The organism is Polaromonas sp. P3_B1 (assembly GCF_056402935.1).
The window spans coordinates 1-13,594 of the sequence record NZ_JBFUGK010000005.1 but is presented as its reverse complement, the minus strand read 5'-3'; the positions used below and the strand labels follow the sequence as shown (position 1 = coordinate 13,594).

The following is a 13,594-nucleotide window of genomic DNA, read 5'->3' as shown; positions in this document are numbered from 1 at the left end:
TCTCAATGTCATTAAAAGAATCCCCGAAGGGTCCGAGCCAGCCGGGGGCCGCGGAACCGGCTTTGCCGGGCCGCAGGCGCTGCGGCCCCCTCGGGGGGCAGCGACCCACACGCAGTGGGGGAGCGTGGGGGCTACATTCACATTTGGATTCGGACGGCTTGGCGCTCGGCGGCGTTCTCCGTCGACCGCAGCATGGCCGAGGGTGCGAAGCCAAAGGTGCGGGCAATCAGCACGGCTGGGAACTGCCCCTGCGCATTGTTGTAATCGAGCACCGCGTCGTTATAGGCCTGGCGCGCGAAGCCGATCTTGTTTTCGGTGCTCGTGAGTTCTTCGCTGAGTTCGCGAATCGTCTGGTCGGCCTTGAGCTCGGGGTAGGCCTCGGCCACGGCGAAGAGGCGGCCCAGGCTGCCTTCGAGTGACTGTTCGGCGGCGGCCAATGCGGTGACCGCGGCGGCATTGGCCGGCCGGCTGCGCACCGCGTCGCTGGCGCTGCGCGCCTGGTTGCGCGCCAGTGTCACGGCCTCCAGCGTGCTTTGCTCGTGTTGAAGGTATTTCTTGGCGGCCTCCACCAGGTTGGGGATCAGGTCGTAGCGGCGCTTGAGCTGCACGTCGATCTGGCCGAAAGCGTTGGCAATGATGTTTTTGTGGCGCACCAAGCGGTTGTAGGCGCCCACCGCCCAGAAGACCAGCAGGGCAAACACGACGATGGCAACGAGCGTACTGAGGGACATGGGACTCCTTGATGCGATGAATGCTGCGAGCGGCAAAAGGACCGGCGGGCCGGACGGCCGAATGGATGGGCTGGCCGATCAAGCCCAGAGGGCGCTGCGCCGCCGGTTGCCGCGAGGTTACCTGCTTTTGGGGCGGATCGGCAAGCGACTCCAGCCCGCTGTGGCGGCCATGCAGCAAGCGCCCAAAAAAAAGCCCCGCGCCCTTTGCAGGGTGCGGGGCCGGGCGCTTTTCAGGGCGCCGCGAGCTTGCCAGCCGGCTTACTCGGAAGCAGCGGGGCTGTCGCCGGCGGTTTCAGCTGCGGCGGGCATCGCCTCCAGCTCAGCGGCTTCGGCTTCGGCGATGGCGCGGCGCTCGGCGTCGTCCATCTGGTCCTTGGCCTTGCGTGCCTCGTGGTAGGCCATGCCGGTACCGGCAGGGATCAGGCGGCCGACGATCACGTTCTCTTTCAGGCCGCGCAGCTCGTCGCGCTTGCCCATGATGGCAGCCTCGGTGAGCACGCGGGTGGTTTCCTGGAAGGAAGCCGCAGAGATGAACGAATCGGTCGACAGCGAAGCCTTGGTGATACCGAGCAGCAGGTTGCTGTAGGTGGCCGGGACCTTGCCTTCGGCGCGCAGGGCGTCGTTGGTGTCCAGCATGGCGGAGCGCTCGACCTGTTCGCCGGCGATGTAGCTGGAATCGCCGACGTTTTCAACGACCACGCGGCGCAGCATCTGGCGAACAATCACTTCGATGTGCTTGTCGTTGATCTTCACGCCCTGCAGGCGGTAAACGTCCTGCACCTCGTCGACGATGTAGCGGGCCAGCTCTTCCATGCCCAGCAGGCGCAGGATGTCTTGCGGGTCGGCCGGGCCGTCCACAATCGATTCGCCCTTGTTGACCACCTGGCCTTCGTGCACCAGGATGTTCTTTTCCTTGGGCACCAGGTCTTCCCAGACCTTGCCGTCCGGATCGGTGATCTGCAGGCGAACCTTGCCCTTGGTTTCCTTGCCGAAGGACACGGTGCCGGTCATCTCGGCCAGCGTACCCTTGTCTTTCGGCGTACGGGCTTCGAACAACTCGGCCACACGCGGCAGACCGCCGGTAATGTCGCGGGTCTTCTGGCCTTCGATCGGGATACGGGCCAGCACTTCGCCGGGACCCACGTCCTGGCCGTCGCGCACCTGGACCAGCGCGCCCACCTGGAAGCCGATGGTCACCGAGTGGTCGGTGCCGGGGATCTTCACTTCGTGGCCGGAGGCGTCGATCAGCTTGACCTGCGGACGGATCACCTTGGTGGCGCCGCGGCGTTTCGGATCGATCACCACCAGGGTGGACAGGCCCGTCACATCGTCGACCTGCTTGGCCACCGTCACGCCTTCTTCCACATTCTCGAAGGCCACCTTGCCGGCGAACTCGGTAATGATGGGGCGCGTCAGCGGATCCCAGTTGGCCAGGATGGCGCCGGCCTTGATGGTCTGGTCGGCCTTGACGGTCAACGTGGCACCGTACGGCACCTTGTGGCGCTCGCGCTCGCGGCCGTGCTCGTCATGGATGACGATTTCGCCGGAGCGGGCGATCACGACCAGCTCGCCCTTGCTGTTGGTCACATAGCGCATCGGTGCGTTGAAACCGATCACACCGTTGGACTTGGCCTCGACGCTGGAAGCGATGGCTGCGCGCGATGCGGCGCCGCCGATGTGGAAGGTCCGCATTGTCAGCTGGGTGCCGGGCTCGCCGATCGACTGGGCGGCGATGATACCGACCGCTTCGCCGATGTTGATCAGGCCGCCGCGGCCCAAGTCGCGTCCGTAGCACTTGGCGCACAGGCCGAAGCGGGTTTCGCAAGTCAGCGCGGTGCGCACCTTGACTTCATCCACGCCGGCTGCTTCGAGTTCTTCGATCAGGTCTTCGTCCAGCATGACGCCGGCCTTGACCAGAACCGAGCGGTTCTCGGGGTGCAGCACGTCTTCGACCGAGGTGCGGCCGAGGATACGGTCGCGCAGCGATTCGATGACTTCACCGCCCTCGACGATGGCGCGCATGAGCGAGCCTTCCTGGGTGCCGCAGTCCTCTTCGGTCACGACCAGATCCTGCACCACGTCGCACAGGCGGCGCGTGAGGTAGCCGGAGTTCGCGGTTTTCAGCGCAGTGTCGGCCAGGCCCTTACGGGCGCCGTGGGTGGAGATGAAGTACTCCAGCACGTTCAGGCCTTCGCGGAAGTTGGCGGTGATCGGCGTTTCGATGATGGAGCCGTCAGGCTTGGCCATCAGGCCGCGCATACCTGCCACCTGGCGAATCTGCGCGGCGGAACCGCGGGCGCCGGAGTCGGCCATCATGTAGATGGAATTGAAGGATTCCTGCTCGACTTCCTTGCCGTTGCGGTCGATGACCTTCTCTTTCGAGAGCTGGGACATCATCACCTTGGACACTTCGTCGCCGGACTTGCCCCAGATGTCCACCACCTTGTTGTAACGCTCGCCGGAGGTCACCAGGCCCGAGACATACTGCTGCTCGATCTCTTTGACTTCCTTCTGGGCGCGCGCAATGATGGCGGGCTTTTCCTTGGGGATCAGCATGTCGTCAATGCAGATCGAGATGCCGGCCTTGGTCGCCAGGCGGAAGCCCGACTGCAGCAACTTGTCCGCGAACACCACGGTCTCTTTCAGGCCGCACTTGCGGAAGGACACGTTGATCAGCTTGGAGATTTCCTTCTTCTTCAACGCCTTGTTGATGTTGGAGAAAGGCAGGCCCTTGGGCAGGATCTCGGAGAGCAGCGCGCGGCCGCCGGTGGTTTCCCACAGCTTGGTCGAGGGCACGAACTCGCCGGTGGCCTTGTCCTTGGTGTACTCGGTCAGGCGCACGCTGATGCGGGCGTTCAGGTCGAGCTCACCCGCGTCGAACGCGCGGCGGACTTCGCCGGTGTCCGAGAACACCAGGCCTTCGCCCTTGCCGTTGGTACGGTCGCGGGTCGTGTAGTACAGGCCCAGCACGACGTCCTGCGAAGGAACGATGGAGGGCTCGCCGTTGGCGGGGAACAGGATGTTGTTCGAAGCCAGCATCAGGGTGCGGGCTTCCATCTGCGCTTCCACCGACAGCGGTACGTGGACGGCCATCTGGTCGCCGTCGAAGTCGGCATTGAAGGCCGAGCAGACCAGCGGGTGCAACTGGATAGCCTTGCCTTCGATCAGGATGGGCTCAAAGGCCTGGATGCCGAGGCGGTGCAGCGTGGGCGCACGGTTCAGCATCACGGGGTGTTCCTTGATGACCTCTTCCAGGATGTCCCACACCACCGGCGTGCCGGATTCGACTTCCTTTTTCGCCGCCTTGATGGTCGTGGCGATGCCGCGCGACTCGAGCTGCGCGAAGATGAAAGGCTTGAACAGCTCCAGCGCCATCAGCTTGGGCAGGCCGCACTGGTGCAGCTTGAGCGTCGGGCCCACGGTGATCACGGAACGGCCGGAATAGTCGACGCGTTTGCCCAGCAAATTCTGGCGGAAACGGCCGGACTTGCCCTTGATCATGTCGGCGAGAGACTTCAGCGCGCGCTTGTTGGCGCCCGTCATGGCCTTGCCGCGGCGGCCGTTGTCCAGCAGCGAATCAACGGCTTCCTGCAGCATGCGCTTTTCGTTGCGCGCGATGATTTCAGGGGCTTTCAGTTCGAGCAGGCGGCGCAGCCGGCTGTTGCGGTTGATGACGCGGCGGTACAGGTCGTTCAGGTCGGAGGTCGCAAAGCGGCCGCCGTCCAGCGGCACCAGCGGACGCAGGTCCGGCGGCAGCACGGGCAGCACGTCGAGCACCATCCAGCCCGGCTTGATGCCGGACTTCTTGAACGCTTCCATCAATTTCAAACGCTTGGCGTTTTTCTTGATCTTGATTTCGGAACCGGTCAGGTCGTTGCGCAGCTTGTCGATTTCGACGTCCAGGTCCAGCCCTTCGAGCAGGTCCTTGATGCCTTCGGCGCCCATCTTGGCGGTGTACTCGTCGCCGTATTCCTTGCGCTTGGCGTCGTAGTCGTCTTCCGACATGATGCTGAATTTCTTCAGCGGGGTCATGCCGGGATCGGTCACCACGTATGCTTCAAAGTAGAGCACGCGTTCGATGTCGCGCAGCGTCATGTCGAGCACCAGGCCCAGACGCGACGGCAGCGACTTCAGGAACCAGATGTGCGCGCAGGGAGCGGCCAGGTCGATGTGACCCATGCGCTCGCGGCGGACCTTGGTCTGCGTGACTTCAACGCCGCACTTCTCGCAGATGACACCGCGGTGCTTGAGGCGCTTGTACTTGCCGCACAGGCATTCGTAGTCCTTGATGGGGCCAAAAATCTTGGCGCAAAAAAGACCGTCGCGCTCTGGCTTGAAGGTGCGGTAGTTGATGGTTTCAGGCTTCTTGACTTCGCCGAAAGACCACGAACGGATCTTCTCGGGCGAGGCCATGCCGATCTTGATGGCATCGAAATGCTCATCCGGCGTGAATTGCTTGAACAGGTCGAGTAACGATTTCATGAGTTAAATCCTTTTCTTTCCTGTTAATTAGCTGCGTTCCAGCTCGATGTCGATACCGAGCGAACGAATTTCCTTGACCAGCACGTTGAACGACTCGGGCATGCCCGCCGTGATCGCGTGCTCGCCCTTGACGATGCTTTCGTAGACCTTGGTACGGCCCTGCACGTCGTCGGACTTGACGGTGAGCATTTCCTGCAGCGTGTAGGAGGCGCCATAGGCTTCCAGCGCCCAGACCTCCATCTCGCCGAAACGCTGTCCACCGAACTGCGCCTTGCCGCCCAGGGGCTGCTGCGTGACCAGGCTGTAGGGGCCGGTCGAGCGGGCGTGCATCTTGTCGTCCACCAGGTGGTGCAGCTTCAGGACGTGCATATAGCCGACCGTCGTGGTGCGCTCGAACTGGTCGCCCGTGCGGCCGTCGTACAGCTGAGCCTGGGTGCGCGTCGCCGTCAGGCCCTTGGCCTTGGCGATGTCGTCCGGGTAGGCCAGCTTGAGCATGGTCATGATGTCTTCTTCAGAAGCGCCGTCGAACACCGGCGTTGCGAAGGGCACGCCACTGGCCAGGTTGCCGGCCATCTCGAGCACGTCGGTATCCGACAGCTTGGCCAGGTCTTCACCACGGCCCGACTTGTTGTACAGCGTTTCCATGAACTTGCGCAGCTCGGCCACTTTGGCCTCGGCTTGCAGCATGTCGCCGATACGCTGGCCCAGGCCCTTGGCGGCCCAGCCCAGGTGGACTTCCAGCACCTGGCCCACGTTCATGCGCGAAGGCACGCCCAGCGGGTTCAGCACGATGTCGCACGGCGTGCCGTCGGCCATGTAGGGCATGTCTTCGACCGGAACGATCTTGGACACCACACCCTTGTTGCCGTGGCGGCCGGCCATCTTGTCGCCGGGTTGCAGGCGGCGCTTGACGGCCAGGTAGACCTTGACCATCTTGAGCACGCCGGCCGGCAGTTCGTCGCCCTGCGTGAGCTTCTTGCGCTTTTCTTCAAAAGCCAGGTCGAAGCTGTGGCGCGTCTGCTCCATGGCGTTCTTCACGCTTTCCAGCTGCGAAGCCACTTCGTCTTCCGCGGGGCGGATATCGAACCAGTGGTACTTCTCGACGTCGGCCAGGTAGGCCTTGTCGATCTTGCTGCCCTTGGCGAGCTTCTTGGGGCCGCCGTTGGCGACCTTGCCGACGAGCAGCTTTTCGATACGGTCGAACGCGTCGGCCTCGACGATGCGCAACTGGTCGTTCAGGTCCAGGCGGAAGCGCTTGAGTTCGTCGTCGATGATCTGCTGGGCGCGCTTGTCGCGAACAATGCCTTCACGGGTGAAGACCTGCACGTCGATCACGGTGCCCTGCGAGCCCTGGCTCACGCGCAGCGAGGTGTCTTTCACGTCGCTGGCTTTTTCGCCGAAGATGGCGCGCAGCAGTTTTTCTTCCGGCGTCAGCGTGGTCTCGCCCTTGGGCGTGACCTTGCCGACCAGCGTGTCGCCCGGCTGGACTTCGGCGCCGACATAAATAATGCCGGACTCGTCAAGGCGGTTGAGTTGCTGTTCGGACAGGTTCGGAATGTCGCGCGTGATTTCTTCGGAACCCAGCTTGGTGTCACGGGCCATCACGACGAGTTCTTCGATGTGAATCGAGGTGTAGCGGTCTTCGGCCACCACGCGCTCGGAAATCAGGATCGAATCCTCGAAGTTGTAGCCGTTCCAGGGCATAAAGGCCACCAGCATGTTCTGGCCCAGGGCCAGTTCGCCGATGTCGGTCGATGCGCCGTCGGCGATCACATCACCCTTGGCCAGCTTGTCGCCCATCTTGACGATGGGGCGCTGGTGGATGTTGGTGTTCTGGTTGGAACGCTGGTACTTGATCAGGTTGTAGATGTCCACGCCGACTTCGCCGGCCAGGGCTTCCGCATCATTGACGCGCACCACGATGCGGGTCGCGTCGACATAGTCGACCACGCCGCCGCGATTGGCCGTCACCACGGTGCCGGAGTCGACCGCGGAAACGCGCTCGATACCGGTGCCGACAAAGGCCTTTTCGGGGCGCAGAACGGGCACGGCCTGACGCTGCATGTTGGCGCCCATCAGCGCGCGGTTGGCGTCATCGTGCTCGAGGAACGGCACCAGCGAAGCGGCGACCGAGACGATCTGCGCGGGCGACACGTCCATGTACTGGATGCGCTCGGCGCCGACCAGCACGGATTCGCCGTTTTCACGGGCGGACACCAGGTCGCCGGTCAGCTTGCCGGATTCGTCCAGCGCCGCATTCGCCTGGGCGATCACGTACTTGCCTTCTTCGATGGCCGACAGGTAGTCGATCTGGTCGGTGATCTTGCTGTCCACCACACGGCGGTACGGGGTTTCGATGAAACCGTACTCGTTGAGGCGGGCGTACAGGGCCAGCGAGTTGATCAGGCCGATGTTCGGGCCTTCGGGCGTTTCAATCGGGCAGACGCGGCCGTAATGGGTCACGTGCACGTCGCGCACTTCGAAACCTGCGCGTTCGCGGGTCAAACCGCCCGGGCCAAGGGCCGAAACACGGCGCTTGTGGGTGATCTCGGACAGGGGGTTGGTCTGGTCCATGAACTGCGACAGCTGCGATGCGCCGAAGAATTCCTTCAGGGCGGCGGAGATCGGCTTGCTGTTGATCAGGTCGTGCGGCATCAGCGGCTCTTGCTCAGCCTGGCCCAGACGCTCCTTCACGGCTTTTTCGATACGTGCCAGGCCGGTGCGGTACTGGTTCTCGGCAAGTTCGCCGACGCAGCGCACGCGGCGGTTGCCGAGGTGGTCGATGTCATCGACTTCGCCGTTGCCGTTGCGCAGGTCGACCAGGATCTTGACCACGGCGAGGATGTCCTCGTTGGTCATGACCATCGGGCCGGTGGAAGAGTCGCGGCCGACGCGGGCGTTGAACTTCATCCGGCCCACGCGCGAGAGGTCGTAGGTGTCCGGGTTGTAGAACAGGCGCTGGAACAGGGCCTGCACCGCGTCTTCCGTCGGCGGCTCGCCGGGGCGCATCATGCGGTAGATGGCAACGCGTGCGGCGAACTCGTCGGCCGTTTCATCGGCACGCAGGGTTTGCGAAATGTACGCGCCCTGGTCGAGTTCGTTGGTGTACAGCACCTGCAGGTCCTGCACGCCGGCCGCGCGCAGCTTCTTGAGCAGCACTTCGGTCAGTTCGTCATTGGCCTTGGCGATGATTTCACCGGTCTCGGCGTCAACGATGTTCTTGGCGACCACGCGGCCGACCAGGAAGTCTTCCGGCACGCTGATGGTGGTGGTGTTGCTTTGCTCGAGTTCACGCGTGTGGCGAACCGTGATGCGCTTGTCTTTCGCGACCACGACCTTGCCGTTCTTGTCGGTGATGTCAAAGCGCGCGACTTCACCGCGCATGCGCTCGGCGACGAATTCCATCTGCGCACCGCTGTCCATCAGGCGGAAGTTGTCGAACACGAAGAAGTTCGCGAGGATGGATTCCGGGTTCAGGCCGATGGCCTTGAGCAGGATGGTGACCGGCATCTTGCGGCGGCGGTCGACGCGGAAATACAGCACGTCTTTCGGGTCGAACTCGAAGTCGAGCCAGGAGCCGCGGTAAGGGATGATGCGCGCCGAGAACAGCAGCTTGCCCGAGCTGTGGGTTTTACCCTTGTCATGCTCGAAGAACACGCCGGGCGAGCGGTGCAGCTGGGACACGATCACGCGTTCGGTCCCGTTGATCACGAAGGAGCCTTTGTCGGTCATCAGGGGCACTTCGCCCATGTAGACCTCCTGCTCTTTCACTTCCTTGACCACCTTGGACTGCGACGTGGATGATTCGCGGTCATAAATGATCAGCTGCACCTTGGCGCGCACGGCGGAGGCGAAGGTCAGTCCACGGGTCTGGCACTCGCGCACGTCGAAAGCGGGCTTGGCCAGGTTGTACTCGATGAACTTCATCTCGACAAAACCATTGTGCGAGACGATGGGGAATGCGTTGTCAAACGCTGCCTGCAGGCCCTCGATGGTGCGCTTCTGGGGGGCGCGGTCGGCTTGCAGGAACGCTGTGTAGGCGTCTTTCTGCATTTGCAGCAAATAGGGAACAGTCAACACGCTTTCGCGGTTGCCGAAGCTTTTGCGGATGCGTTTACGTTCGGTGTAGGAATAGGCCATGAGTTCTCCGCGTTGATGGGCTCTGGCGACTCTCGTGCCCGAATACACCACGTATTCAGGCAGCTTGGTGGTTGGCCACTACCAACCATGGCGGACGGTGACGCATTGCACGTCACCCGAACCAAGGCGTTTTCTGCAGTCGGGGTCAGAAAACACTGGAAAGCAGACGGTTTAAGTCTGCTTTCCAGTGTTTCTACAAAACACTGGGCGGGCTGCAGGCCCGCCAGGGTTCGGAGAACACTGGGACAGGCCGCAGGCCTGTCAGGGTTCGAAGAACACTGAAAAAAAGACGGTTGAAGCCTGCTTTTCAGTGTGCTCCTTGAAGCACGAAAGGCTGGAAGCCCGACTACGGTCTTCCAGCCTTCTCGAACACCAAGAATTACTTGAGTTCGACTTTCGCGCCGGCTTCTTCGAGCTTCTTCTTCGCAGCTTCTGCGTCGGCCTTGGGAGCGCCTTCCTTGACGTTCTTCGGAGCGCCGTCCACCAGGTCCTTGGCTTCTTTCAGGCCCAGACCGGTGATTTCGCGCACGGCCTTGATGACCGACACCTTGTTCGCACCAGCTTCGAGCAGCACGACATTGAAGTCGGTCTTCTCTTCAGCAGCAGCGGCACCGCCGCCACCGCCGCCGCCAGCGGCGGGAGCAGCCATGGCGGCTGCGCTCACACCAAATTTCTCTTCGATGGCTTTCACCAGGTCGTTGAGTTCGAGGACCGTCATGCTATCCAGCGAGGTCAGAAATGCGTCTTTATCGAATGCCATTTTGATTTCCTAAAAAAGTTGGGTAATTACGCTGCTACAGCTTCAGCTGCTGCGGGGGCATCGGCTGCGCCGCCGCCCTTTTTGGCCGCCAGGGCGCCCAGCACAACGGCCGTACGCGACATAGGCGACATCAGCAAGCCACACAACTGGGCCAGCAACACTTCCTTGGAAGGAATGTTGGCCAGTTGCTTCACGCCGTTCACGTCCAGGGATTTGCCACCGAATGCACCACCGCGAATGACCAGCTTGTCGTTGGTCTTGGCGAAGTCAGATACCACTTTCGCGGCAGCTACTGCATCTGTGGAAAAGCCGTAGATCAGCGGACCGGTCATCTGGTCGGACACGACTTCGAATGCGCTACCGGCCACGGCACGGCGAGCCAGGGTGTTCTTCAGAACACTCAGGGTCACGCCTTTGTCGCGGGCTTGGCTGCGCAGACGGGTCATGTCGGCGACCGTGATACCACGGTATTCCGCCATCACGAGCGTTTGAGCTTTAGCGGCGAGGCCGGTCACTTCATCAATGACGGCTTGTTTCTCACTGCGGTTGAGACTCAAGGTCTACTCCTTAAAAATGTGCCGTCGGGTTCCGGTCGGCTTGCGCCGGCCTTCAGCCCTTCAACACGCTCATGTTCAGCGACCAACTGTTTTCAGATTCTTTGCAAAACCATTCAAGCAGCGGGACCGCCATCTGCGTTGGCTGTCTTTCGATTAAGCGGCGAGCCCAAAAGCCTGCCGCGCCAACGGTCTTGGATGACCTGCCGGAACGAACCCCGGCAGCCCACCACATCGGGCAACCCTTGCGGGGCCGCCCAAATTTTCGCGATTACGCTGCGATGGTTTGCGTGTCGACGCGAACGCCCACACCCATCGTCGACGAAACCGCAACCTTCTTCAAATACACACCCTTGCTCGAAGCCGGCTTGGCTTTTTGCAGCGCGTCGATCAGCGCGGCCAGGTTGCCCTGCAGCTTGGCCGTGTCGAACGAGCGGCGGCCGATGGTGCCGTGCACAATACCGGCCTTGTCGACGCGGAACTGGACCTGGCCGGCTTTCGCGTTCTTGACGGCGGTGGCGACGTCAGGCGTCACGGTGCCAACCTTGGGGTTGGGCATCAGGCCGCGGGGGCCGAGCACCTGGCCCAGGGTACCCACGATGCGCATGGCATCGGGGGAAGCGATCACCACGTCGAAGTCCATCTTGCCGGCCTTGATTTCGGCAGCCAGATCGTCCATGCCGACGATGTCCGCGCCGGCTGCCTTGGCCTCTTCAGCCTTGGCGCCTTGTGCGAACACGGCCACACGCTTGGTCTTGCCGGTACCGTTAGGCAGAACAACCGCACCGCGAACGACCTGGTCGGACTTCTTGGCGTCGATGCCGAGCTGCACAGCCACGTCGATGGACTCATCGAACTTGGCGACGGCGAACTCTTTCACAAGGCCCAGGGCCTCGGGCAGCGCGTACAGCTTGTTGCTGTCGATCTTGTCGCCTATGGTTTTTTGGCGTTTGGTCAGCTTGCTCATACAACACCCTCCACCGACACGCCCATGGAACGGGCCGTACCGGCAATCGTGCGAACTGCAGCGTCGAGGTCTGCAGCCGTCATGTCTTTCATTTTGGTCTTGGCGATTTCTTCAAGCTGTGCGCGGGAAATCTTGCCAACCTTCACCGTGTGCGGCGTGGACGAACCCTTGTCGAGCTTGATGGCCTTTTTGATCAGAACGCCTGCAGGAGGCGTCTTGATCACGAAGGTGAAGCTCTTGTCGGCAAATGCCGTGATCACCACAGGCAGTGGCAGACCTGGCTCGACACCTTGGGTCTGCGCATTGAATGCCTTGCAGAATTCCATGATGTTCAGGCCGCGCTGACCGAGCGCGGGGCCGATCGGGGGGGACGGGTTGGCCTTACCAGCTGGCACTTGCAGCTTGATGAAGCCGACGATTTTTTTCGCCATACTTTTCTCCTTGCGGGTCATAACGCCTGGGCGCCGCCATCAAGGCAGGCCCGGGCTCCCCGGGGGTTACACAACTCAAAAACAGTCCCTGGGGACCGTTTCGCGCCGAGTTGCAAGGCGCGAAATGACTTGCCCGACCGAAATTACGTTTTTTCGATCTGGCTGAATTCCAGTTCCACGGGCGTGGCGCGGCCGAAAATCGTGACCGATACACGCACCTTGTTCTTGTCGTAGTTGACCTCTTCCACCGTACCGTTGAAGTCGGTGAACGGGCCGTCCTTGACGCGCACGTATTCGCCTGCCTCGAACTCCACTTTGTGGCGAGGCTTCTCGGTGCCGACCTGCATCTGGCTGACGATCTTCTGGACGTCTTCTTCAGAGATGGGCGCCGGGCGGTTCTTGGCGCCGCCGACAAAACCGGTCACCTTGTTGGTGTGTTTCACCAGGTGCCAGGTTTCATCGTCCATGACCATTTCGACCAGGACGTAGCCCGGGAAAAAGCGGCGTTCCGTCGTCTTTTTCTGGCCGTTCTTGATTTCAACCACTTCTTCGGTGGGCACCAGGAAACGGCCGAACTTGGACTGCATGCCCGCGCGGTTGATGCGTTCGACGATATTGCGCTCGACCGCTTTTTCCATGCCGGAGTAGGCATGGACGACATACCACTGCATGCCTGGCGTCGGCGTGAGGGACGTACCCGCCGCCACTTCGCTGACTACCGTGCCGTTCAGATCGCTCATTATCGTTTCCATCCCAGGATCAGGTCGTAAAACACCCACTCGAGCGTCTTGTCCGTAAACCACAAAAAGAGCGCCATGATCACCACAAAACCGAACACATACGCTGTCATTTGAATGGCTTCCCTGCGGGCAGGCCAGACGACCTTCCTGACCTCACGCCAGGAATCGCGGCCGAAAGCCACGAATTGTTTGCCCGGCTCGGACAGCAGGAACACCGCCACGGCCGCCGCCAGCCCGAGGACCAGAGCGCCCCACTGAACCACCTGACCTTGTTTGGCCAGCAGGTAAAACCCCGCCAACGAAGCCAGCACCAGAGCAACGGCCGCGCCCAGCTTGGCCTTGTCGGCGCTGGTACTGACGGTTTCAACTTGAGAAGTGGCCATGGTTGGCGGATTTCCTGTTCAATCTTCGGGCGCCTTTTCAGACGCTTAAGCCCACCTGGAGTTTTGACTCCCGGCGGGCTTGCTTTTTAACTTTTCAAACCACCTTCAGCGCTGATACGAATCAACCATCAGGTGGCAGGGGCAGTAGGAATCGAACCTACAACCTTCGGTTTTGGAGACCGACGCTCTGCCAATTGAGCTATACCCCTCCATCAAACCTTGCAAATCAGGCAATGATCTTTGCCACGACGCCGGCGCCGACGGTCTTGCCGCCTTCACGGATGGCGAAGCGCAGGCCTTCTTCCATGGCGATCGGGTTGATCAGCTTGACGGTGATCGACACGTTGTCGCCTGGCATGACCATTTCCTTGCCTTCTGGCAACTCGATCGCACCGGTCACGTCCGT

The 13,594-nt window shown here is 61.7% G+C and carries 10 protein-coding genes and 1 tRNA gene; all 11 read right to left on the bottom strand.

Features of this window, described 5'->3' with window-relative positions; translation table 11 throughout:
* Positions 1–137: 137 nt before the first annotated feature.
* On the bottom strand, positions 138–731 hold the full coding sequence (locus AC1DXS_RS04170) for a LemA family protein (RefSeq protein WP_477736315.1): 594 nt from the start codon (positions 729–731) through the stop codon (positions 138–140).
* Positions 732–989: 258 nt separating this feature from the next.
* Positions 990–5,213 (bottom strand): DNA-directed RNA polymerase subunit beta', encoded by a 4,224-nt coding sequence (gene rpoC / locus AC1DXS_RS04165; RefSeq protein WP_477736314.1) that lies wholly within the window; start codon positions 5,211–5,213, stop codon positions 990–992.
* A gap of 27 nt (positions 5,214–5,240) precedes the next feature.
* On the bottom strand, positions 5,241–9,353 hold the full coding sequence (gene rpoB, locus AC1DXS_RS04160) for a DNA-directed RNA polymerase subunit beta (RefSeq protein ID WP_477736313.1): 4,113 nt from the start codon (positions 9,351–9,353) through the stop codon (positions 5,241–5,243).
* Positions 9,354–9,732: 379 nt separating this feature from the next.
* Positions 9,733–10,113, bottom strand: coding sequence for a 50S ribosomal protein L7/L12 (gene rplL, locus AC1DXS_RS04155; protein ID WP_477736312.1), 381 nt, complete (start codon positions 10,111–10,113; stop codon positions 9,733–9,735).
* Between the two features lie 26 nt (positions 10,114–10,139).
* On the bottom strand, positions 10,140–10,670 hold the full coding sequence (gene rplJ / locus AC1DXS_RS04150; protein WP_477736311.1) for a 50S ribosomal protein L10: 531 nt from the start codon (positions 10,668–10,670) through the stop codon (positions 10,140–10,142).
* Positions 10,671–10,938: 268 nt separating this feature from the next.
* The gene (rplA, locus tag AC1DXS_RS04145; RefSeq protein ID WP_074580068.1) at positions 10,939–11,634 is read right to left on the bottom strand and encodes a 50S ribosomal protein L1; all 696 of its coding nucleotides are present in this window, start codon (positions 11,632–11,634) and stop codon (positions 10,939–10,941) included.
* Positions 11,631–12,065, bottom strand: a complete 435-nt coding sequence (rplK, locus tag AC1DXS_RS04140; protein WP_007871338.1) for a 50S ribosomal protein L11 — start codon at positions 12,063–12,065, stop codon at positions 11,631–11,633. The genes rplA and rplK overlap by 4 nt, the downstream gene beginning before the upstream one ends.
* A 143-nt stretch (positions 12,066–12,208) precedes the next feature.
* On the bottom strand, positions 12,209–12,736 hold the full coding sequence (gene nusG / locus AC1DXS_RS04135) for a transcription termination/antitermination protein NusG (protein WP_369751959.1): 528 nt from the start codon (positions 12,734–12,736) through the stop codon (positions 12,209–12,211).
* 68 nt (positions 12,737–12,804) lie between these two features.
* Positions 12,805–13,188 carry a preprotein translocase subunit SecE gene (gene secE / locus AC1DXS_RS04130; RefSeq protein ID WP_477716079.1) on the bottom strand — a complete coding sequence of 128 codons (384 nt, stop codon included), beginning with the start codon at positions 13,186–13,188 and terminating at the stop codon, positions 12,805–12,807.
* A 133-nt stretch (positions 13,189–13,321) separates the two neighbouring features.
* Positions 13,322–13,397: transfer RNA gene (locus AC1DXS_RS04125), tRNA-Trp, on the bottom strand.
* Positions 13,398–13,414: 17 nt separating this feature from the next.
* Positions 13,415–13,594 (bottom strand): EF-Tu C-terminal domain-related protein (locus AC1DXS_RS04120; RefSeq protein WP_477736310.1); only part of this gene is annotated, 180 nt, incomplete at its 5' end.